This is a genomic window from Thermanaeromonas sp. DSM 22490 (genome assembly GCF_056378755.1).
In genome coordinates this window covers 23,028-44,144 of sequence record NZ_JBJHHE010000014.1, presented here as the reverse complement: position 1 = coordinate 44,144, position 21,117 = coordinate 23,028, and the positions used below count along the sequence as shown (strand labels likewise).

Annotated in this window: 20 protein-coding genes and 3 riboswitches; of the genes, 3 read left to right on the top strand and 17 right to left on the bottom strand. The window is 50.5% G+C overall.

Annotated features, from left to right (window positions below; translation table 11 throughout):
• Positions 1–9 precede the first annotated feature (9 nt).
• From AC1BI1_RS10075 to rpmE, 6 genes are all read right to left on the bottom strand, one after another.
• Complete coding sequence (locus AC1BI1_RS10075; RefSeq protein ID WP_476717163.1) at positions 10–591, bottom strand: manganese efflux pump MntP; 582 nt, start codon at positions 589–591, stop codon at positions 10–12.
• A 14-nt stretch (positions 592–605) separates the two neighbouring features.
• Positions 606–1,676 carry an L-threonylcarbamoyladenylate synthase gene (locus AC1BI1_RS10070; protein WP_476717162.1) on the bottom strand — a complete coding sequence of 357 codons (1,071 nt, stop codon included), beginning with the start codon at positions 1,674–1,676 and terminating at the stop codon, positions 606–608.
• Positions 1,677–1,720: 44 nt separating this feature from the next.
• Positions 1,721–2,608, bottom strand: coding sequence for a peptide chain release factor N(5)-glutamine methyltransferase (prmC, locus tag AC1BI1_RS10065; protein ID WP_476717161.1), 888 nt, complete (start codon positions 2,606–2,608; stop codon positions 1,721–1,723).
• A 16-nt stretch (positions 2,609–2,624) separates the two neighbouring features.
• Complete coding sequence (gene prfA / locus AC1BI1_RS10060) at positions 2,625–3,692, bottom strand: peptide chain release factor 1 (protein ID WP_476717160.1); 1,068 nt, start codon at positions 3,690–3,692, stop codon at positions 2,625–2,627.
• Positions 3,693–4,523 carry a DUF1385 domain-containing protein gene (locus AC1BI1_RS10055; RefSeq protein ID WP_476717159.1) on the bottom strand — a complete coding sequence of 277 codons (831 nt, stop codon included), beginning with the start codon at positions 4,521–4,523 and terminating at the stop codon, positions 3,693–3,695.
• A gap of 88 nt (positions 4,524–4,611) precedes the next feature.
• On the bottom strand, positions 4,612–4,812 hold the full coding sequence (gene rpmE, locus AC1BI1_RS10050; protein WP_476717158.1) for a 50S ribosomal protein L31: 201 nt from the start codon (positions 4,810–4,812) through the stop codon (positions 4,612–4,614).
• 412 nt (positions 4,813–5,224) lie between these two features.
• Positions 5,225–5,423, top strand: a riboswitch (cobalamin riboswitch).
• Positions 5,424–5,630: 207 nt separating this feature from the next.
• Between rpmE and AC1BI1_RS10045 the strand changes: the two genes are divergently transcribed.
• Together AC1BI1_RS10045 and AC1BI1_RS10040 are read left to right on the top strand one after the other, a co-directional pair.
• Positions 5,631–6,161: an ECF transporter S component gene (locus AC1BI1_RS10045; protein ID WP_476717157.1), complete on the top strand. Its 531-nt coding sequence runs from the start codon at positions 5,631–5,633 to the stop codon at positions 6,159–6,161.
• Positions 6,158–6,922, top strand: a complete 765-nt coding sequence (locus tag AC1BI1_RS10040; protein ID WP_476717156.1) for an AIR synthase related protein — start codon at positions 6,158–6,160, stop codon at positions 6,920–6,922. The genes AC1BI1_RS10045 and AC1BI1_RS10040 overlap by 4 nt, the downstream gene beginning before the upstream one ends.
• A gap of 110 nt (positions 6,923–7,032) precedes the next feature.
• Here the strand turns inward: AC1BI1_RS10040 and AC1BI1_RS10035 are convergent, their stop codons facing one another.
• The 7 genes from AC1BI1_RS10035 to AC1BI1_RS10005 all read right to left on the bottom strand — a co-directional run bounded on the left by AC1BI1_RS10035 (position 7,033) and on the right by AC1BI1_RS10005 (position 15,635).
• On the bottom strand, positions 7,033–10,251 hold the full coding sequence (locus AC1BI1_RS10035) for a molybdopterin-dependent oxidoreductase (protein WP_476717155.1): 3,219 nt from the start codon (positions 10,249–10,251) through the stop codon (positions 7,033–7,035).
• On the bottom strand, positions 10,244–11,356 hold the full coding sequence (gene nrfD / locus AC1BI1_RS10030; protein ID WP_476717154.1) for an NrfD/PsrC family molybdoenzyme membrane anchor subunit: 1,113 nt from the start codon (positions 11,354–11,356) through the stop codon (positions 10,244–10,246). The genes AC1BI1_RS10035 and nrfD overlap by 8 nt, the downstream gene beginning before the upstream one ends.
• A 13-nt stretch (positions 11,357–11,369) precedes the next feature.
• Positions 11,370–12,080, bottom strand: coding sequence for a 4Fe-4S dicluster domain-containing protein (locus AC1BI1_RS10025; RefSeq protein WP_476717153.1), 711 nt, complete (start codon positions 12,078–12,080; stop codon positions 11,370–11,372).
• A gap of 122 nt (positions 12,081–12,202) precedes the next feature.
• Positions 12,203–12,859, bottom strand: coding sequence for a response regulator (locus tag AC1BI1_RS10020; RefSeq protein ID WP_476717152.1), 657 nt, complete (start codon positions 12,857–12,859; stop codon positions 12,203–12,205).
• Between the two features lie 81 nt (positions 12,860–12,940).
• Positions 12,941–14,395: a sensor histidine kinase gene (locus AC1BI1_RS10015; RefSeq protein WP_476717151.1), complete on the bottom strand. Its 1,455-nt coding sequence runs from the start codon at positions 14,393–14,395 to the stop codon at positions 12,941–12,943.
• Complete coding sequence (locus tag AC1BI1_RS10010) at positions 14,352–15,335, bottom strand: substrate-binding domain-containing protein (RefSeq protein WP_476717150.1); 984 nt, start codon at positions 15,333–15,335, stop codon at positions 14,352–14,354. The genes AC1BI1_RS10015 and AC1BI1_RS10010 overlap by 44 nt, the downstream gene beginning before the upstream one ends.
• Positions 15,336–15,443: 108 nt before the next feature.
• Positions 15,444–15,635, bottom strand: coding sequence for a hypothetical protein (locus AC1BI1_RS10005; protein ID WP_476717149.1), 192 nt, complete (start codon positions 15,633–15,635; stop codon positions 15,444–15,446).
• Positions 15,636–15,716: 81 nt separating this feature from the next.
• A riboswitch (Fluoride riboswitch) is annotated at positions 15,717–15,778 on the top strand.
• A gap of 65 nt (positions 15,779–15,843) precedes the next feature.
• On the opposite strand from AC1BI1_RS10005, the gene AC1BI1_RS10000 reads away from it, so the two are divergent.
• The gene (locus AC1BI1_RS10000; protein ID WP_476717148.1) at positions 15,844–17,655 is read left to right on the top strand and encodes a dynamin family protein; all 1,812 of its coding nucleotides are present in this window, start codon (positions 15,844–15,846) and stop codon (positions 17,653–17,655) included.
• A gap of 32 nt (positions 17,656–17,687) precedes the next feature.
• Here the strand turns inward: AC1BI1_RS10000 and AC1BI1_RS09995 are convergent, their stop codons facing one another.
• The 4 genes from AC1BI1_RS09995 to AC1BI1_RS09980 form a co-directional block, all read right to left on the bottom strand.
• Positions 17,688–18,113 carry a universal stress protein gene (locus tag AC1BI1_RS09995; protein ID WP_476717147.1) on the bottom strand — a complete coding sequence of 142 codons (426 nt, stop codon included), beginning with the start codon at positions 18,111–18,113 and terminating at the stop codon, positions 17,688–17,690.
• A gap of 3 nt (positions 18,114–18,116) precedes the next feature.
• Positions 18,117–19,292 carry a cation:proton antiporter gene (locus AC1BI1_RS09990; protein WP_476717146.1) on the bottom strand — a complete coding sequence of 392 codons (1,176 nt, stop codon included), beginning with the start codon at positions 19,290–19,292 and terminating at the stop codon, positions 18,117–18,119.
• Between the two features lie 73 nt (positions 19,293–19,365).
• A riboswitch (Fluoride riboswitch) is annotated at positions 19,366–19,427 on the bottom strand.
• A gap of 116 nt (positions 19,428–19,543) precedes the next feature.
• Positions 19,544–19,786 carry a thioredoxin family protein gene (locus tag AC1BI1_RS09985; protein WP_476717145.1) on the bottom strand — a complete coding sequence of 81 codons (243 nt, stop codon included), beginning with the start codon at positions 19,784–19,786 and terminating at the stop codon, positions 19,544–19,546.
• 105 nt (positions 19,787–19,891) lie between these two features.
• Entirely contained in the window at positions 19,892–21,064 is a 1,173-nt protein-coding gene (locus tag AC1BI1_RS09980) for a permease (RefSeq protein WP_476717144.1), read from the bottom strand.
• Positions 21,065–21,117 lie beyond the last annotated feature (53 nt).

The following is a 21,117-nucleotide window of genomic DNA, read 5'->3' as shown; positions in this document are numbered from 1 at the left end:
CCCCCTTTTTTATCCTCCGACCAACATTTTAAACCCAATGCCCATTAGAATCAGTCCGCCCACTGCTTCGGCTTTATCGCCCAGCCAGTGCCCTGCCCGGCGACCCAAGATAAAGCCTGCTGCAGTCATGCTCCCTGCTACTACGCCCATTATAAGAACCGTCAAGGGTAAGCTCGCTTGAAGGGCACCCAAGCCGAAGCCCACGCTTAAGGCATCCAGGCTCACGCTGCCTGCCAGGAGCACTATAGCCGTTACTCCTTGAGCCACCCCTCGGCCCGGTACAGCCCGTAGTACCCGTCCACCGAAGCCCTCCTTCTTCCGGTGCTCGCTTACAGCCTCCCACAACATTAAAAATCCCATACTGGCTAGGACCAGCGCACCTACTACTGCTGCCAACCTTCCCATAAGGCGGCCCAAAAAAAAGCCCAGATAAAGGCCTGCCAGCGGCATAAGTACGTGTAATAGGCCGACGATGCTGGAAAAAAATATGGCCAGACGGTTTTTAAGGCCTCCCATCCCTAAACCTGCCGCCAGAGAAAAGGCATCCGTTCCCAAGGCTACTGCCACTAACAATACCGCCAGAGAGTCCACCAGGGCATATCCTCCTAAGCCTGAATTACACGGTGGCCCGCAGCTTTGCGCAACCTGTTCATAATGGCTAACCCGAGTCCTTCTTCCGGAAAAGTTTCGGCCAAGATGATATCTATACCATGGCGATCGCAATTGCGTAAAGCGGCAAACAGGTGCCCTGCCACCTGAGAAAGATCCTGTCTGCTGCCCAGCACTTCGATATAATCCGGCCGGGGCTCCTTTAAATAATTATCTGCAGTCTCGGTGGTGGCCAATACCGCTACCCGCCGGCCCCGTTTTTGAAAAAAGGTAATTAGCTCCCGAATCCGGGCTACCATACGGGGCAAATCGCCTTCCACCAGGTACACTTCGCCTTCTGGGGCATAATGTACATACTTCATCCCTGGGGATTTAGGCGGCGAGACGTGATTTCGCTCTGCCCCGGGGTCTACAGCTACTTCTCCCAGCACTTCCAGGAGCTGCTCCCTGGTGACGGCTCCTGGTCGCAAGATAGTAGGTACCGAGGAAGTTAAATCTAAAACTGTAGACTCCAGGCCCACAGTAGCCGGTCCTCCATCTACCACGGCATCTATTTTACCTCGCAAGTCCCGCAGGACGTGGTGTCCGGTGGTAGGACTGGGTTTCCCCGAAAGGTTGGCGCTGGGTGCCGCAATAGGTAAACGTGCCACTTTAATCAAAGCTAGGGCCACCGGGTGAGCTGGCATACGTATGGCCACCGTGTCCAGACCTGCTGTTACCTCCGGAGGCACCAGACCGCTTTTGGGGAGTACCAGAGTAAGGGGGCCTGGCCAGAAGCGCTGGATGAGCTGCAAAGCCTGAGGGGGTAAATTGGCTGTTAAGGAGCGCACCATGCTGAGGTTGGCTACGTGTACAATGAGGGGGTTATCCTGAGGCCTACCTTTGGCTAAGAAAATGCGCCGGACAGCGCGGCTATCTAGAGCGTTAGCTCCCAGACCATATACCGTCTCAGTAGGAAAGGCGACTACTCCACCTCGCTGCAAAATACGCGCGGCCAGGCGTATTTTATGTAACTCCGGTACTTGAGGGTCTATTTTTAAATATTTAGTCCTTTTTCCACCAGGCACCTATTTCACCTCTATGTTGACAGTTTAAGGTTTATTCTTACCGGTTAGAGCCTGTCCTCGTTCCGGCGAGCGAGAAAGCAGCGCTCCCGCCCTGCCCAGTCCCTTAAGATTTCCCCGGCTGTATAGGCACCGGTGGCCTCCGCCAGCTCCTTAATTTTTTCGCCCTGGTCAAAACCGATTTCTAGGGCCAAGAGACCCCTGGGCTTTAAGACCTTCGCTGCTTGGGGCAAAAGGCGGCAGTAAAGGGTTAAGCCGTCAGGGCCGCCGTCCAGGGCCAACCGGGGTTCATGGCGCACCTCTGGAGGTAGTTTATCCCATTCACCCGTAGGTATATAGGGAAGATTGGCCAGGACAGCATCCAGGCCAATCAATACTACTTCTGGTTGCTGTAAAAGAGGCGCCAGCAGATCCCCTTGGCAGAAAAATATCCGGTGCGCCACGCCCAAATTTCCGGCATTTTCCTCTGCAACTTTTAGGGCAGCGGGGCTAATGTCAATGGCATAAATAAAAGCCTTGGGTAAATAGTACGCCAGACTAACAGCTATGGCACCGCTGCCCGTACCCACGTCAGCTGCCAACCAGGTTCTATCCTTGTCTACCCTGTTTAAAACCGCTTCCACCAGGACCTCGGTGTCTCCTCGGGGAATAAGAACATCCGGCGTTACCTTAAAGGGCAAAGACATAAATTCTTGGCACCCTGTAAGGTACTGCAAGGGATACCCCCTGGACCGTTTATCCACTAACTGCCAGAAATTATCCCGTGCTTCTCCGGTCAAAGTATATTCCGGATGGGTTAGCACTTTAGTCCGCGTCAAGCCGCTCACAGCTGCCAGCAGCACTTCTGCCTCCAGCCGGGGTTGTTCCACACCGGCCCTTTCCAGCAAATATCCCGCCCTGGCCAGAGCTTCACCAAAAGTAACCTCGCCGGGCATGGATCCTATTACTCCTTCACTCTATTTGTTTCAGCCGCTCGGCCTGTTGGGAAGTTATCAAGGCATCGATGATCTCGTCCAGGTCGCCATCCAGCACGGTGTCCAGCCGGTGCAGGGTCAGGCCTATGCGGTGGTCAGTAACCCTGTTCTGGGGGAAGTTATAGGTGCGGATGCGCTCGCTGCGATCACCCGTACCTACCTGAGACCGCCGGGCAGCTGCCAGTTCATCCTGCTGCTGGGAGCGGGCCATGTCCAACAATCTGGCTCGCAATACTTTCATGGCTTTCTCTTTGTTCTTGTGCTGGGATCTCTCGTCCTGGCAGGTAACCACCAGGCCGGTAGGCAAATGGGTGATGCGCACTGCCGAGTAAGTGGTATTCACCGACTGGCCGCCATGCCCGCTTGAACAGAAGATATCAATGCGCAGGTCCTCAGGTCTTATCTCTACATCTACTTCTTCGGCCTCAGGCAGTACAGCCACTGTAGCCGTGGAAGTATGAATACGGCCACCGGATTCTGTTACAGGGATGCGCTGCACCCGATGGACACCGCTTTCAAATTTAAGGCGACTATAGGCTCCCTGGCCTTCTATAAAAAGGATGACTTCTTTAAACCCGCCCAACTCCGTGGCATGGGCATCCAAGATTTCGGTCCGCCATCCTTTATTTTCGGCGTAACGCTGATACATGCGGAGTAGATCCGCTGCGAAGAGAGCAGCTTCCTCTCCGCCCGCACCGGCGCGGATTTCCATGATTATATTCTTCTCGTCATTAGGATCCTTGGGTAAAAGTAAAATTTTAAGCTTTTGTATTAGGTTTTCCTTTTCTTCTTCCAGTTTTTCAATTTCTTCCTTGAGAAGTTCGATGAACTCCCTGTCTCGCTCTTCTTCCAGCATTTCCCTGGCCGCTGTCAGATCTTCCTCTACCTGGCGGTAGCGCCGAAAGGTGGCCACTATTTCTTCCAGCTCAGCATGGGCCTTGGCAGTCTTCTGTAACTGTACTGGGTCGGTAATGATGGCCGGATCTGTCATCATCCTTCCCAATTCCTCATACTTTTCCTCTAACTCCCGCAGCTTCTCCAGCATTTATATCACCTCCTCTGCGGTACCATCACCTCGAGCGGCAGAAAGAGCTTCAAGAGCTACTTCCAGCATACCATCGTCTGGCTCCCTGGTGGTAAGCTTTTGTAACCACAATCCCGGAGCTACCACCAGCCGTACCAGAGGCGAATTCATATGGCGGCTGGAGAATTTCACGATTTCATAGGCTGCTCCCGCCACTACAGGTAAAAGGATGATCCTGGAAGCCAGTCGCCAGAGAAAGCCTCCCTTCCCCAAAAAGGAAAAGAAAACAATAGTTAGCACCAGTACCAAAAGTAAAAAACTAGTGCCGCACCGAGGGTGAAGGGTGGAATAAGCTCGCACCTTCTCAATGGTTAATTCTTCCCCTGCTTCCAGGGCATTAATAACCTTATGCTCGGCACCGTGGTATTGAAAAACCCGCTGGATTTCTTTTATACGGGAAATAGCTGCTACATAAGCCAGGAATAGGCCTAACCGCAAAGCCCCTTCCAAAATGTTCTGGCCGTAAACGGGCAAAAAGCGCTGAGAAAACATGGCCACTGCGGCCGGCAACAAAACAAAGAAAGCTGTGGCTCCCAGCAAGGCCAGGGCTACAGTTAGGATAAGGTCCCGGGGGGTAAGCTCTTCTTCCTCTTCTTCCAGAGCAAGATTAGCTGAAAAACTCAGGTAACGGATGCCCAGGACCAGGGATTCTATTAAAGCCACTACTCCTCGGAAAAAGGGCAACTTAAACAAACTATGGCGCGCGGCCCAGGATTTAAAAGGCTGGGATTCCACCAGAATATCGCCTGCCGGTCGTCGGATGGCCACCGCCAGGCGATGGGGCCCACGCATCATTACGCCTTCAATAACCGCCTGTCCGCCGTACTGAATTTCTGGCCTACTGCATAGGAAAAAGCAGAGCCTGCGGCTCCGCCTCTCCTTACTTGCCGTATTTTTTCCTAAACCTTTCAATCCGGCCACCACGTTCCACCACCCGCTGCCTGGTCCCCGTATAGAAGGGGTGGCAGTTGGAACACACCTCCACCCGGACCTCCTTTTTAGTGGAGCGGGTCTCGATTACATTACCGCAAGCGCAGATAATGCGCGCCTTATCATACGGTGGGTGAATATCGGGTTTCATTCCACGTCACCTCCGGGGCAAAATCAAACTCACTTTAGTATAGCACAGAAAGGGTACCCCTGCAAAGGGTCCGCGGTCCTGGCGTATCCTCACTTTTCGCTGGGGTGGCCTGCTTAGGCTTGGAAGCGAGCGAACAAGCCTTCGCGGCAGTCCAGGCTTTAAGCTTGGCGAAAGGCGAAAAGATTGGCCCGAGGCCACGGGTAGCCTTGCGGCCGGCAATTGAGGCAGGATACTTAAATTTTGCCGGGAAGCCTGCCTTAAGCCTTTAAGCCAAGCAAAAGTCCTGCCCGCGAGGGTTTTGAAGCGGGCGCAAGCCAAGCAGGCCCAGGCTCAAAACTGGGGATAACTCCGGTAAAGGTACATCTTGTCAACATTTAGCCTTGGTCTTATACTATAAGTAGAATACAAGTTAACTAAAGGGGAACCGGCAGGTGCCCCCACCGGGGGAGAATAGGGAAGTCCGGTAACCGGAAATAAACCGGCGATCCGGCGCGGTCCCGCCACTGTGAGTGCAGAGCCTGCAGCATTAAGGCCACTGGGATACCACCTGGGAAGGCGCTGCAGGGCGAAGAAGCACGAGCCAGGAGACCTGCCTGTCGGGTAGACCTCTTCCCTTCGCGAAAGAAAGGGGGAGGGTGAGCGGGGATGATGGCAAAGTCCCCAGCCTAACTAGGGCTGGGGATTTTTATTTTAGGGGATACCCCGGCCCTTTGCTCAAAGTACAACCTGTAAACCCTCGTGGCTCAAAGTCTTAGCTAGCCGAGACATACTTTTTTGACAAGGCAAAACCTACCGGTATAGAAAAGGAGGTAAGTTTCATGGCCAGAATTTCACCCAGCTGGTCAACCCGGCGCATAGCCTATGTGGCCATGCTCACTGCTTTATCCATAGTGGGGGCCAATTTAAAAATACCCAGCCTGACGGGCACCCCGGCTCTCGATTCGTTTCCTGGCTTTCTGGGAGCCCTCCTCCTTGGCCCTACGGACGGCGGCCTTATAGCTTTTCTGGGGCATCTTCTCACTGCTCTGACCGCTGGTTTTCCCTTAACTTTACCTCTGCATCTGTTGATTGCTGTTGGAATGGGCGGCATTGCCAGCCTTTTTGCTTTCCTCTGCCGCTACTCCTGGTGGATCGGTGGAGCGTGCGGAATATTTCTCAACAGCATCGTTTTGCCCGGTATCGTCGCCCTGCTGCCAGGGTTCGGAAAAGCTTTTTTCTTAGCTATGTTACTACCTCTCTTGGTAGCTTCCACCTTAAACATCGCCCTGGCCCTTATGGTGTTTAAAAGTCTGGGCAAGATATTTCCCGATAGCTATATTGGACTACAACGAAAAGGTGGGAACCCGTGAAGGGCCATACCTTCTGTCCCAGACGCTATCGCGATCTCACAATTATAGATTTGGATGAACATAAGGCCCTGGTCATAGCCTGCGATTCAGCCGGCGCCATCGGCCCCAAAGAGGCTGATGTAATAAAAGTATCCGGCTATATCCTAGGCCGTTTTACCAGCCGAGTGGCCTTAATGGAAGTTCTGGCGGCCGGGGCCTGGCCCTGCTGTGTGGTGAATACCCTTTGTGTAGAACCCATCCCTACCGGGTTAGATATCCAGCAAGGCGTAGCCGATGAAATACGCGTTCTAGGTATAGATCCCGCTACCATTCTTACCGGTAGTACGGAAAAAAATATCCCCACCTCTCAGTCGGGAATAGGGGTTACAGTTATCGGGGTGGTACACAAACAAAATTTGCGCATCGGCCGCTTGCGGGCAGGGGACGCCCTTCTCCTTCTGGGGAAGCCCAAGGTCGGGAGAGAGGTATCCCTGTATGACCCGGAAATCGTAAACCTGGAAACAGTGCGCCTGCTGCTCTCCAACGATGAAGTAAGGGAAATGGTCCCCCTAGGTTCCCGCGGGATAATGGCCGAGGCCCAGGATTTGGCCGAGTTATATGGTTTGCGCATACAGTGGAACGAACTCCCGCCAGACCTAGACCTTCATAAATCATGCGGCCCGGCTACCTGCCTTCTGGCTGCCGGCAACCCTGTAGCCCTTAAGGATCTAGCCAAAAGAACGGGAAAGCCCTTCTTCTCCCTGGGAACCTTTTATACTTAAAGGATACAGTCCTGACCTGGCCCTTGCCTTCCTGTCTCAGTTAGTATTTATAAACGAAAGGACCCCCGCAAACTTGGTATCGGGGGCCTTTCTGTTCTTCAATATTTAAATTAGCCACCAACTTTAACTAGGTTAACCAGGGTATCGTAAAATACGGCGCTACCACCTGGGAAATCCGTCAGGCACATATTTTTGAGCACCGGATCAATTCGCATGGCCGCGTTAGCATGCACTCCCCGGGCTCTGCGAGAATCTCCTTTTATAACCTTACCATCGATTACAATATCATTAGCACCGTAAGCCCAGTGGCCGAAGCCCAGACTAAAGGCCACTGTGCCCTGCCTTATCATTTCCGTTATTTTTACCTTCCCTACTATCGGCTTTTTTAACTCCTCAGTGATAGGCCATATCCCCTCCGGATTGCTGGCAGATACTACCTTAACTATATCCCCGTCCTCGAGACCCAAACCGGCAGCATCCTGGGGATGAACCAGGAAAAAGTTTTCGTTCATTAGCCCGTGCAGCCAGTAATCTACCATGGTCCGGGATTTGGTGTGTACAATTTCGCGGAAGGTGATGAGCTTAAGTTTGTAACCCTGGTTCTCATCCTCAAGAGGCCGGCTCAGACAGTCAGTATAAGGTTCCAGATAAGTGGCCACACCTATGAAGTTCTTACCTGTCATGCTATTTTTAGTTGTAGCTGTCTTTTCCTGGAAGATATTTATCTGTTTGTCATATTTGTTTTTAACTTGCCGCTCCGGCGAAAGATCGGGGTAATCTTCGAAGCGGCCGCCGCGGTTTAAAACATAGATAACTTTTCGCCACCAAAGGCTGCCGGCCGCCCTCTCCCAGCGAACTGGGTCGAATACCGCAGGTGGCAGGTGCCGGCGAGCTTTTAAGAATATCTCTACCTCTCCTTCGCTAGCCTCGGGCACTTGTTCGCTCCCATCTTCCTTGTCTCCGAAAGCAAGGTTGGCCACCATTTTAAGGTAAAAGTCTTCAGGTCTGGTAAATCTTAGGCCTGGGCCAAATCCATTGGGGCCGAAATTGGGTAAACCGAGCTTTTCGGCTAGAGCCAGCAACAACGCTTCTAGACTTAAAGGCTGCTCCTCGCCAAATACCTTAACCGTATCAGTCAAAGGCGCCACCGCCGGCTGGCGCACGGGCTGTACCTTGGGCAAGATGCTGGGATGCGAACCATGGAACTCCCACCGTTCCAGGTACGTAAGGTCCGGGAAAATATAATCAGCATACATAGAAGTCTCGCCTACGGTAATATCTATGGCCACAAAAAGGGGCAGCTTCTCCGGATTGCGCAGTACCTCTATATTCACCTGGCCGGCCGGCAGAGAGTACACCGGCGATCCCATATATAGGAACAGGGCCTTAACCGGATAAGGATAAGCATCACCGATGGAAGGTATGATTTCCTGGTAGACGTCGCTGGAAAGAGGATACCAGGGTCTTAAAGACGGGTACCCCTTGAACAGGGTAGTCTCCTCGTATTTGACCTCGTGGCGAATAATACTTATCCCAAAGGGAGCAAGTTTGCTAGGGTTTAGCTCTTTGAGGTTATAAGGTTTCCCTTTCTTTTCTCCAAAGTGATCGTAGGTTGTAGCCTTTACCATACCCCCTGCCCAATTAAAATTGCCCAATAGGACGTTAACACACATCCAGGCAAAAACATTGTAAAAGCCGTTGGTGTGCTGGGATACTCCCCGGTGCACGTCTACTGCCGCGGCTTTCCCGTAGGACGTTAACTCTTTAGCTACTTCCTCCAGGTCAGCAGGGTTGACCCCGGCAACTTCCGCCCACTCGTCAAAGGATTTTTTCTTTGCTTCATCGTAAAGGAGCTGTAAGGCGCTTTTAACCTGGTGTCCGTTTAAACTGGTGTCTACCAGCAGCTCTCCTTCGACAGAATTATCAGTATCGTTGGGGTCGCAGGGAACAGGTTGACCAGCAGACAGGACTATAAAGGGATCGAATTCATACTTTACTTTCTGCCCCTTTACCTCAGCTTCTCTAACCTGCTTGGGCCATCCCAGATCCGAACCTCTTAAGAATTTCACTGGATTCCCATTTTCTATCTTAACCAGCCAGGTGGCATTGGTCCAGGAAGCCTCTCCGTCGGCCTTGGCCGCCGCCTTATTGGCATTGCGCACATAAATTTCGTTAAAGCGCCGGTTATCGATCATCCAACGGATTATAGCCAGGGCTAGGGCGGCTTCGGTGCCGGGCTTGTTGGGCAACCACTTCCAGGCTTTGGCTGCAGTCTTGGAAAAACGGGGGTCGATAACGGCGTATTTTAAGCGACCACTGGCCAGCCCCTCGGTAATCCCGGGAACCCGGTGAGAAGGCCCATAGTTGCCCTCGAAAGGCGAAGCACCCACAAAGAGTACAAAGCGTGCATGTTGGAGATCAGCCTGCCAGTAGAATTTTTGCCCATCTGTCCACTTCATCTTCCCGTCGCTTTCACTGAATACATACTGTTCGCTCATGGCCTTGCATAGAAAATAAAGGGAGCCCTGGCAGACAGTGGTATGACCATGGGTATTCACCGAGCCGAAGCCATCCTGGACAAAGCGCTTGATAAATTCTTCTCGTCCTTTCTTAAGGCGACCCCACATAAATACTAACTGGTTATTTTTGGGCCCTAAATCTGGGTGATCTGGGTCTATCAGGAGCTTTAAATGGTCTTTATACTTGGCCTTAAACTGTTCTACAGTTAGCTCCCGATTCCAAATCTTTTTCACATCCTGAGCCATATCTTTACTTAGCTTGGTATCGCGCAAAGCGTATATATCCTTTAACCCGGGTACATACCGGTTTTCCTCCCCAGGAACATCTTTAAACAGGTAACCGCCGTTAACTATTTCCTCCACCGCCTGTTCAAAGGGAATGGTAATCCACCGGTTCTCCCCCCGTTTGCCTGCCCGTTTTAAGACTTTTCGGAGGCGGTAAGGATCGTACAAGGTCTGGATACCGGCCTGCCCTTTGGGGCAAATGGCCCCGTCAATTTTAGCTACTTCCTCTAAACTGGAGCGGTAGGGCAAGGGGGGATGCAGAGTCCAGGGGCTTAAGGGATTACCATCAATTTTGACCACTACGCCATCATAAATTTTAGCCTTTATCCCACATCCTGTATTGCATTGCAAACAAACGGTAGGGATATAACTTTCCGGGCCAATCAAAGGATATTCACCTTTGCTCTTAGCTTTTGTTACCTCACTAAATGCCTTCTCTACCTGTGAGAGCAAGACGGCAGAGCCTCCTAAAAGAGCAGAAGTTTTAAGGAACTGTCGCCGGCTCATAAGAAAGCCCTTAGACATTTATTTGCGCCTCCTTATCCCTTTCTCCTACCATCCTGAATTCCTGGATTCTGGCCAGGCCGGTCAACACTACGGCTGCCACCAGGCCGCAAAGGAAGACTACGGTGAACCATTCTCCTGTACCGGGAAGATAGTCATAGGAATAGCGTGTTTCCATAATAGCGTTTTCCAAACCTTTAAGGGCGGCAACCCCTTGGGCGGGCACCACAAACAAGAACCTTAAGGCGAAAAAGCCGACCAGTATAGATATGCACCCCGAAAATGTCTTCGTCCTACCCGACTGGAGAGGTAGTAAAAGGCTTAAGGGCAGGACAAAGGCCAGGAGCACTACTCCTAACCAAAAAGACCAAGCATAACGGCCTACAAGCAAAGAGCGGGCTACTTGATAATGTTCCGGGATACCGCCTTTAACCGCCAGGAAAATCTCGCTAAACTCTATAAAAGCTGTAAGGGCTAAAGAGTACAGAACTACTTGTTTGAGTAGCGCCAGAAGGGTTTTATCTTCGGGCCACAAGATGCTGGTTAGGAGGGTCAACAAAGCCCCGCCAGAAGTTATAGCCGCGCCTAAGAACAGGAGAGGCAAGATAGCCGTATTCCAGAAAGGCTTGGCCACGTTTAAGGCAAAGAGGAAACTGCTGCTTAAAATAATGGCCAATACCAGCACAACTCCCGCAACGGTTAACCCGCTGCTTTCTTTTTCGCCCTTCCAGAAGTTTCTATAGTTAGACCACACCAGGAGTATAAAATATAAAGTATAGAACCCAACTAGCCAGGAAATGGGAGAGGAGAAATTAGGAGAAATCAGAGCCCAGTAAAATCGTTCCATATGCCCGAGGTCTAACCAGATAGCCAGTAAACCTCCTACACAGGCAGCTAGAGCAACAAGCCGCGATATCTTCCTAACTTGCTTAAATGCGGTTCCTACTAGAAAGGAACCCACAGATAGGCCTATAAAATACAAGTAAGTACTTACCCAGATCCCCCAAGTCACGTAATTACCGTAATTCTCGGCCAGGTGCCCGGAAAAAAGTCGACTGTATAATCCGTAAGAACCGATTACCAGGGCAGCAACGGTTATGGCCCAGGGCCAGATTTTCTGTTTCACGTATAGCCCCCCTTTACAATAAATAATAGACACGCGGTTCGGTACCCAAATGTTCTTTAAGGCGCATTACCCGGGGTGAAACAATAAGCTGAGAAACCAGGGTATCTCCTTCTGCATCGCCAAAATAAGTAGCCCGGCCTATACAGCTGCTGACGCAAGCAGGAAGGAGCCCGTTTTCTACACGGTGAAGGCAGAAATGGCATTTGCGGGCGTTGCCCACCGGAGACTTATTCTTTTGCCTTATCCATTTTTGGCCGTATTCCCAGGTAGGAGCTTTTTCGTAAGGCATAATCTGTGGAGTATGATCTGTATAATATTCGCCGAAGTCAAAACTCCTGGCTCCGTACGGGCAGGCGGTAAGGCAGTACCGGCAACCTATACACTTGGTATAATCGATTACCACTATACCGTCGGCCTGCTTCCAAGTTGCTCTCACCGGGCATACCCGTACGCAAGGAGGATTATCGCACTGCATGCAGGGCCGGGGCAAGAAACGCCGGCCGACGCGGTTACTTTCTTCTAACCGTTCTTCTAAAACCGGCCGGTAAGTTACATTGGGTGGCAGCACGTTTTCTGCTTTACAGCTAATGGTACAAGCGCTACATCCCACACACTTCTTAAGGTCGATAACCATGACCCAATGGCGCTTCTCTTTAGGCTTTTCCAGCGCTTTTTCCAGTTGTTTGCGCAAGGCAACAAGAATGTCTGTGCTTTCACTAGCCAACCCTGAAACCTCCTTTTCCTCTGCTTGTTCCCACAATAATTTTAATTCTAAACTGCCAATTCAGAAATTAGGGTAAAACTTTATTTTAAGTTAGGGTTAAGTTAGGGAAAAACCCTAACCCCTTATTGCTTGGACAAGAGGCCCTGCTCCATAGCAAAGCGAACCAATTCAGCCCGGCCCTTCAACTTCAACTTTTCCCTAATATTGGCCTTATGCGCCTCTACGGTTTTAACACTTATCATAAGTTCCTCAGCAATCTGCCGGTTAGTGTAGCCCAACGCTACCAACCGGAGCACCTCCTTTTCCCGCTCGCTCAAATGGTCTACTTCCTTCTGGGGAGCGTTTCGCTTTTCTCCCCGGTTAACAAAATAATAAACCAGGGCTTTCGTAAGAGCAGGATCATAATAGGAATCTCCACGAGCTACAGCCCTTATGGCTGAAATCAATTCTACGTCAGCTGCGCTCTTTAAAATATATCCGGCTGCTCCCCATTCCACCGCCTGGCGCAGGTATGCCACATCGTCGTACATGGTAAGTACCAGGACACGCGTTCCAGTGCCTTTAAGCTCTTCCAGGGCATGGAGCCCTGTCTTACCGGGCATATTAAGGTCCAGCAGCAAAACATCGGGTTTAAGGGACTTGCAAAGTTCTACTGTTTCCTGGCCGTCCCTGGCTTCTCCTATTACTGTCATGTCCGGTTGGGTATGGAGCAAAAGCTTCAGGCCCCCGCGCAAAACAGCATGATCATCGGCCAGCAATATGCGTATTTTATCTCCCATTTTCTAACCCTCCTACTAACCAACGGCTCGCAAGGCTCGCCCAAAGTCGCCTTACGCCAGCATCCCCGGTATTTTCATACCTCATTTCGAAGGCACCGGCACTTTAATGTACACTGTAGTTCCCTGTTCAGGAGAAGATTCTATGATAAAGGTTCCTCCTACCAGAGCAACCCTTTCCTGCATTCCGAATAATCCCAGGTGTTTCCCACCTTGCCCCTCGGCCAGCACTTCTTCCAGAACAAAGCCGCAACCATCATCCTCAATAATAGCCAGGAGTTCGCTGTCACGTCTTTCCAAAACCAGGCTCACCTGGGAAGCTCGAGCATGCCGGACTACGTTGGTCAAGGCTTCTTGTATTACGCGGTAAAGGGTAATAGCTATCTCCGAAGGAATAGTTTTCCATTCGCCATGGGCCTGGATATCCACTTTCATTTTGTACTTGCGAGCATAATCATGGCAATAACGTTCTACGGCCTCTTTAAGGCCCAGATTGTCCAATAAAGAAGGACGCAATTCAAAGGCCAGCTCACGCAAGATTTGTAAGATGTCCCCCGTTAACTTTCGCAACTCCTCTAGCTTCTCCTCGGCTTCTGCTCCGTTAACAGTTTGTTTCAGTCTCTGCAAGCTGATCATGAGATAGGTCAAGGATTGGCCAACCTGGTCATGAAGCTCCCGGGCAATGCGTTGGCGCTCTTCTTCCTGAGCCGATATCACCTTTTGTAATAGATAAGTGCGTATCTCCTCTTTGGCCCTTAGCTGTTCCCATAAGTTCTTTAGTTCGTAATTCTGCCGCTGTATCTCCTGGGTGGATCTTTCCAGGGTATCCATCATATAGTTGAAAGTTTCCGCCAGGAGGTAAGTCTCCTTACTGGCCCAGTCCAGTTTTACCCTCTGGCTCAAATCTCCCCGGGCTACTCCTTGGGCAGCGCTAACCAAGCGGGAAATAGGAGCAGTTAGAAAGCAGGCCAAAATAAAAGCAGCTCCGCTCCCCAGTATAGCTACCAGCAAGGCCACAGCCACCATCTTCCAGGTGAGATGCTGAAGGTTGGCCCAAAGATTCGTTTCGGTTAAACCCAGCCTCACCGTACCCGCTTTGCCTTCCCAGATAGGAACGGCTACATCATGGATAAGGCCTTCGTTAGTGCTCAAATGGACTACCTGGAACTTACTGCCCTCTTTTATAAGATTGGCTTCCAGCAAACCTTCCGGAAGACCTTGTCCAAAGGAATTGCCTAAAAGCTCCCCGGAAGTATCGGTTATAAATAAATAGCGTATATCCGGGTTGCTCTCCATAGTTATCTTAATCAACTGGTGTATAGCATATAGATTATTGGTAAAAATTAGGTCTACACTTTGGGCTGCTACAGTGCCGCCCAAGTAGACCCCTCGCTCATCTAACTGCTGGCGCATATTTTCTAAAAGCGCCTTCCTTATTTCGCTGATGAAGGCTGCACTTACCGAAAGGATCAAGACCAATACTACCAGCATAAATTTAGTGCGTAAGCCTATTTTTCTTAGAATTTGGTGCCATACCATTCCTTACCGACCTCGCAAGATCACGTACTCCTTCATAATGGCTATCGTCCACTGGTACAAAACGCTCGATATGGAGGCGCTGCAAAATGGATTTACCTTCCTCGTCCAGATGCATATCGAGTAGGATCTCCCGCACAGTGGCCTTGGTATCAGCATCCAGGTCGGGTCGGGCTACCACCGGCGGCATGCCATACTTAGGAGAACGGTCGATTATCTTAAGCTGGCTTGTCAACTGCGGTTTTTCCGCAGCCAGAAAATTGAATATCTCACTTTCCACGCTGGCGCCATCGGCCAGACCTTCCACTACAGCCATAATAGAATTATCGTGGCTGTAGGTATAAAAATGCGACCGAAAGAAACTTTCCGCCGTCTCCCCTCGCTGTTTTAACAAAAACCGGGGATAAAGATTCCCCGTAGTAGACATGGGGTCGGTAAAAGCGAACCGGCGACCCCGTAGATCGTCAAAATTCCGGATGCCGCTGTCAGCTCTGGCTATTACATAGGCACGGTAGGTAACCTCCCCATTAATTTGGGGAGCGGCCAGCAGTTCTAGCCCGAATTCGTCATGTCCCGCTACATAGGAGTAGGTGCAGATAAAAGCCACATCCACTCCCCCGACCCGGAGCAGGTCGTTAACTTCAGCATAAGACCTGCGCTGCAATACTTGTACCGGACGATGGAGGTGGCGGGACAAGTAGTCCAACAGCTCTTCATAATAGGCACGGCTGTAACCGGGCGAAGTGATAGAAGAAATGGCCACCCTGAGGGGTTTTTCTCCGGCTCTGTCCCCTGGCGTTACGGGCTTAATCCTGGTAAGATCTATGGTAGTAAGATCTACGGTAGGAGCAGAAGGTTTCCTGCACCCGCTCATAAGGGCAATAAGCACAACTAGCAGGAAAAGCACTAAAACGATAGAGGTACGCTTCCTTAACAGAGCCATGCCCTTACCCTCCTCAGTCTTTACTTTACTAAGTTGCATACTTTTTGTCCAAAGGATTGGTCAACCGAAATTTCTGATAAAAGACGACCTTTTTTAAGCCGAAAAGCCTTACAATAGGATTTCTCCGCCGAGAGCCTTCAAACTCCGAAGCCAGGAATCCTTTTCCCTACCCCAGGGTTCACTTTCATACAAGAGCCCGTCTAAATAACGTATACTTGCTTCCTGGACGATATGACAAAGAGGGCAACCAGGCTTTTTTAATGCCTCTTCCACCTTAATATAAGCCATCGCACTGGACATAGCAATAACCCCCTTATAGTGAAGCCTTCTCTTGCTAGACCATTTTCCCTTGACACCTAACAAGTGAAATTGTTAAATTTAAATATGCCCGGTGATGGAGTCCACCGAAAACACCCGCAAGGGTTGATGACTCCTACCATGGAAAAATCCGTGGTAGGAGTTTTTTCTTTACTTTAACTTCTATCGGGAAGATAGGGGAGGAGGCTTTATGCATAAAGTGAAGGTGCTTGGCGCTTCCGACTTGCTAGCTATTCTACAACAAGCTTTAGATTGTTTAGCCAACCTTGAGCCCCGACAGGACGGCGCCTACCATAAATTAGAAGCTTTAAAGAAACGACTATTGCAGGAACGATTCCATCTTGCCGTTCTGGGACAGTTTAAACGCGGGAAGAGTACCTTGCTGAACGCTCTCCTGGGTGCAGAGCTTCTGCCGACCGCCGTTCTTCCCCTAACGGCCATCCCTACTTTTTTGCTATGGGGCTCCGAAACCCGTGCCCGCGTATTTTATCAGAAGGGGCATAGCGAAGAAGTTTCTTTTCCCCATATCGAAGACTTAACTTCCTTCCTGTCGCAATTGGTGACCGAAGCAGGTAATCCCCATAACCATAAAGGGATATCTAGAGTAGAAGTGTACTATCCTTCTCCCCTTCTCCAGGAAGGGGTGGTGTTAATAGACACTCCGGGTATCGGTTCGACTTTCCGCCACAACACGGAAGTAACTCTTAATTTTTTACCCCAGTGTGACGCCGCCCTGTTCCTAGTCTCTGCCGATCCGCCTGTAACTGAGGTGGAAGTGGAATTCTTGAAGGCAGTACGCGCCAAAGTTTCCCACCTATTTTTTGTGCTGAATAAAATAGACTACCTGAACAAAGAGGAAATAGCCACTCTAAAGCATTTCATTAAGAGTGTATTACGGGAACAAGTAGGAATAGAGGAGGACCCAACCATCTTTTGCGTATCGGCCCGCCAAGGGTTAGAAGCCAAGAAATTAAATGACCCCTCCCTTTGGGCTCTAAGCGGTATGCAAGAGGTTTGGAGTCACTTAATTGACTTTCTGGCCCACGATAAGAAGAGGGTCCTTCAAGAAGCCTTGGCTAAGAAGGCTTCGGATGTAATTACCGAGGCCCTGATGCAACTGGATCTTACTGTGCGTTCTCTGCAAATGCCCCTTAGCGAACTGGAAAAACGCCTCAGCCTCTTCGAGGAAAAGTTGCAAGAAGCTGAACGACAGAGAGTATTAGTGGGAGACCTCCTGGCGGGAGACAGAAAACGGTTGATCGCCTTCCTAGAGGAACAAGCCGAATACTTGCGCCAGAAAGCCCGAGCACACTTTGACGGAATTGTCCAGAGTTATATAGCTAGAATGGGTGATAAATTTAGTGAACAAGAAATACGCAAAACCCTGGCCGAGACCATTCCTAGCTTTTTTGCCCGCGAGCTCGAGGAAATATCCCGCATCGTTGAAGCACGACTAACCGAGGTTTTACGGCCTTACCACGACCGGGCCGAAGAATTGATTGAGGCTGTCCGCAAGGCAGCTGCCGAACTTTTCGATATACCCTATTACCCTCCCCTTGCTTCCGATACCTTGGAGAGGAAGCGGCAGCCCTATTGGGTGACTCATAAGTGGGAGTCTGGTCTGGCCCTGCTCTCAGAAGGCTTGCTTATCAGGCTTTTGCCCTTAAATCAGCGACGGGCCAGGATGATCAACCACTTAATGAAGCAGATTGAAGCTTTGGTGCTGCACAATGTAGAAAACTTACGTTGGGCGACCCTGCAAAACTTGGAGGAGGCTTTCCGTCATTTTGAAGCCGCCCTGTATGAGCGCCTCCAGGCTACCATCTCAGCCACCCATGGAGCCATCCAAGCAGCGCACGCCAAACGCTTGCAGCAGGAACAGGATGTAGGCCGGGAGATTACCAGATTGCAATCCAAGATAGAGCAACTTCAGGACATTCGAACTCAATTGATAACCCTATTCCAGAGCCAATTACTGACAGAATGTCACTTCTACCGGTAAGCCCCCTTGGCTTTGAGGAACTTCACAATTCCTCATCTACTTTTAACTATCAATACGGGACAGTTGGCCAGCCGTACTACGGCTTCGGAAACGCTTCCCAGGAGAAAACGCTTGATGCCGCTCAAACCCCGAGCTCCCAATACAATTAAATCATAGCCTTCTTCTTCCACTAGACGGACCAGCTTGTCTGCCGGGTGGCCCGGTACCACCTTGGTGGTTAAGGTGATTCCTTCCTGGGCCGCCAGCTCCTGGGCCTGCTCCAAGGCTTTAGCGAAAAAGTTGTGTGCATCTTCCAAGGCACCGTTTACTTCGTCTCGGGTATCGGCAAAGTCAGGTACGTGGGCAATAGAAACGGCGGTAATTTCGGCTTTATACTTTTGGGCCAAGTCCAAAGCCACCATTAAAGCTTTCCTGGCATGGGGCGAGCCGTCATAGCCCAGTAATATTTTGGTGAACATCTGTTATTCCTCCTTTTCTTTAAGGATCAAAGCTTGTAGCCTCTTTCCCTGGTCAAGCGCCGGGGTTAGATCGGGCCTGAAAAAAGCCTGGGCAATAAGGGTGGGAACCACGGCGCTTAGGATAACCACCGTTACCAGGATGGTATATTGCTCCTGGTTAATGAAGCCGTGACTCAGGCCAAAAAGGGAAGAAATAGTACCAAAGGTCAGGCCGGTGGACATGAGCAAGGTGGTATACATACCATCCCTGGGAGAAAAATTAAAGAAACGGGTTGCAGGCCAAACACCCATGAATTTAGTAAAAACCTTTACTAAAAGCAGCACCAAAATAGTACCAGCTCCGGCCACTACGGCTGGCAAGGAGACGTACAGCCCAGCTTTCAAGAAATAAAAGGGAGTTAAAAAAGAGAAAGCTATAGTCCGCATCCTCAAGGTTAGATTTTTCTGCTCCAGGAAGAAGCCAGCCATGGCCAATCCCAGGAGATAGGCGGGCAGGACCGCTTCGCTATTGGCCAGAGAAGCCAAACCTCCCAACAAGAAAAGGAGGAAGAATACGTACTTGATCTCCAGCTGACTTACGCGGTTCCCGTACCTTTCTAAGAAAAAGCGACTAAAGCGGGGCACAATAGCCAGCACTAGGGCGGTTACTGCTATGAAGAGTAACATCCAGGCATTGAAGTTGGCAAATAAAATACCCAAGGCTACTACAGTTCCTAAATCTGTTATAAAGCAAGCTGCCAGGATAATACGGCCCAATTCAGTTTGGTTAAGACCCGTTTCCACCATGACCGCATATACTACCGCTACCGAGGTTGTGGACAGGGCGACACCGGCAATCTCTGCTGCCTGGAGATCCCAGCCCAGAACATAATAAGCGTAAGCGAAGGCACCCGCAAAGGGCAAAAGAAAAGACAGAAAACCTATAGACACGCTTTCCTTAAACCTCGTTCGCAGGACTACCGGATCCACTTCAGCGCCCGCGAGAAAAGTTAGCAGAATACTTCCTGTACCTGCCAGATAATTAACCCAGGCATTAGTCTGGAGGCCCAAAAAATTGCCGGCAATGACCCCGACTGCAATTTCCACCAAAGAGATTGAGATTCCCGTCCATCCCGCCACCAGGCCGCTCACCAGGGCCAATCCCAGCCATTCGGCCGCCACAAGCCACATGTTTTCCATAACAGACTCTACCTCCTCTAGTTGTGCCAGAGATCGGCAAAAAAAGAAATAGCTCCCACCGAACCATAAGCCGATTTCGGTAGGAGCTATCAGCTCAAACATGAGCATTAGGCGAGCTCCATCGCCGTTCTTAATTATATCACCACAATTTATTTATTGCCAAGTCATTTTTGTGAGCGGTTCGTTTCAAGATTTAGTAGGTATCTGTTTAAAAAATTTTTGTGTATGAGATCGCCATACACCCCACTCCTTTAGCTCATTTCCTCCTGGATCCACTTCTTAATCTCCTCTTTGTCAGGTACCCGGCCGAAAACTTTCACTTTGCCATTGATGACCAGCCCGGGTGTCATCATGACCCCATAATCAGTAATCTTGTTGATGTCCGTCACCTTTTCCACGTCAGCCGCCACACCCATTTCCGCCAGAGCGTTAATAACATTTTGCTCCAGCGTCTTACACCGGGCACATCCCGGTCCCAAAACTTTGATTTCCATTATCTATCATCTCCTCCTTATTCTTTTAGTTCTATAAACATCTCTTATCTCTAGGTAGAGCTATGACGGCTAGCCTGCCCTACCGTTCTATCACCCCCTCCAGATTTACCCTACCAGCATTCCAAATATCATACCGGTCAAGGTGGCCATTATAACCACTAGGGAAACGTAGGCAAGGGTCTTCTTAAAGCCCAGGACGCTGTTGATAACCAGCATACTGGGCAAACTTAAAGCCGGCCCTGCTAAAAGGAGGGCTAGAGCAGGCCCCTGGCCCATACCCGAACCCAGAAGCCCCTGCACGATAGGCACTTCCGTTAAAGTAGCAAAGTACATAAAGGCTCCGACGACCGAAGCAGTGAAATTGGCTAGAAGCCCATTGCCTCCCACGACCATGGATACATACCTGGCCGGGATTATCCCCGTATCCACACCGGGTCTGCCCATAAGAAAGCCGGCCACCAAGATCCCTCCGAAAAGAAGGGGCAGGATCTTGATACTGAAATCCCAGGTAGAATCTACCCAAGCAGACAACTCTTCCCGGGTAAACCAAGCCCTCAAAATCAAAGACAGGGCTACGAGTAGGCCGACCACCAGATACCATTTTATGTTATAGACAGCATACCAGAAACCGGCTTTTTCCGCAGGCTTGCCCCAAGCGGCAAAGACGAGTATCAGAACCAGAACGAGGAAGAATAGCGTAGTCTGGCCTAAGGTTCGCCTCAGTTCTCCTCCACCTTCAGGCATGAGAAATCCTTTAGCCCTCTCCTGCTCTTCTCCTCTAAAGAGGAAGGCCATAATAAGCCCTACAACTACCGAAAACAGGACCGCTCCCAGGGCTCTGGCGAGCCCTATTTGCCAGCCCAGGACCCGGGCCGAAAGAATAATGGCCAAGACGTTTATCGCCGGGCCGGAGTAAAGAAAGGCTATAGCTGGCCCTAAGCCCGCTCCCCGCTTATAAATACCCATAAATAAAGGCAAGACAGTACAGGAACAGACAGCCAGTATAGCTCCGGAAACCGCTCCTACTCCGTAGGCCGTCACCTTAGGGCTGTCCGGCCCCAGATACTTCATTACGGCCTGGGAGGAAAGGAAATTACTCATAGCTCCTGCGATAAAGAGGGCGGGTACCAGGCAGAACAGCACGTGCTCCCGGGCGTAATCCTGCAGCATGTAAAAAGCCTCCAGGATGGCGCTCTGCATCCTGGGGTGTTGGAAGGGTAGAAAGTAGGCGGCTAGGAATACGGCTACAATTAGCAGGAGCTTAGTTTGCTTGCTCACAGGAAGAACATCTCCTTTTAAATTAGGTTTAAAAATGCTGTATCAAATTTAAA

What these genes read in the sequence shown, in the direction of transcription:
- prmC (WP_476717161.1), bottom strand. Translation starts at nt 2,608, where the DNA reads ATGCCCGGCGAGGTTACTTTTGGTGAAGCTCTGGCCAGGGCGGGATAT.
- prfA (WP_476717160.1), bottom strand. Translation starts at nt 3,692, where the DNA reads ATGCTGGAGAAGCTGCGGGAGTTAGAGGAAAAGTATGAGGAATTGGGA.
- AC1BI1_RS10055 (WP_476717159.1), bottom strand. Translation starts at nt 4,523, where the DNA reads ATGCGTGGGCCCCATCGCCTGGCGGTGGCCATCCGACGACCGGCAGGC.
- rpmE (WP_476717158.1), bottom strand. Translation starts at nt 4,812, where the DNA reads ATGAAACCCGATATTCACCCACCGTATGATAAGGCGCGCATTATCTGC.
- AC1BI1_RS10045 (WP_476717157.1), top strand. Translation starts at nt 5,631, where the DNA reads ATGGCCAGAATTTCACCCAGCTGGTCAACCCGGCGCATAGCCTATGTG.
- AC1BI1_RS10035 (WP_476717155.1), bottom strand. Translation starts at nt 10,251, where the DNA reads ATGTCTAAGGGCTTTCTTATGAGCCGGCGACAGTTCCTTAAAACTTCT.
- AC1BI1_RS10020 (WP_476717152.1), bottom strand. Translation starts at nt 12,859, where the DNA reads ATGGGAGATAAAATACGCATATTGCTGGCCGATGATCATGCTGTTTTG.
- AC1BI1_RS10015 (WP_476717151.1), bottom strand. Translation starts at nt 14,395, where the DNA reads ATGGTATGGCACCAAATTCTAAGAAAAATAGGCTTACGCACTAAATTT.
- AC1BI1_RS10010 (WP_476717150.1), bottom strand. Translation starts at nt 15,335, where the DNA reads ATGGCTCTGTTAAGGAAGCGTACCTCTATCGTTTTAGTGCTTTTCCTG.
- AC1BI1_RS10005 (WP_476717149.1), bottom strand. Translation starts at nt 15,635, where the DNA reads ATGTCCAGTGCGATGGCTTATATTAAGGTGGAAGAGGCATTAAAAAAG.
- AC1BI1_RS10000 (WP_476717148.1), top strand. Translation starts at nt 15,844, where the DNA reads ATGCATAAAGTGAAGGTGCTTGGCGCTTCCGACTTGCTAGCTATTCTA.
- AC1BI1_RS09995 (WP_476717147.1), bottom strand. Translation starts at nt 18,113, where the DNA reads ATGTTCACCAAAATATTACTGGGCTATGACGGCTCGCCCCATGCCAGG.
- AC1BI1_RS09990 (WP_476717146.1), bottom strand. Translation starts at nt 19,292, where the DNA reads ATGGAAAACATGTGGCTTGTGGCGGCCGAATGGCTGGGATTGGCCCTG.
- AC1BI1_RS09985 (WP_476717145.1), bottom strand. Translation starts at nt 19,786, where the DNA reads ATGGAAATCAAAGTTTTGGGACCGGGATGTGCCCGGTGTAAGACGCTG.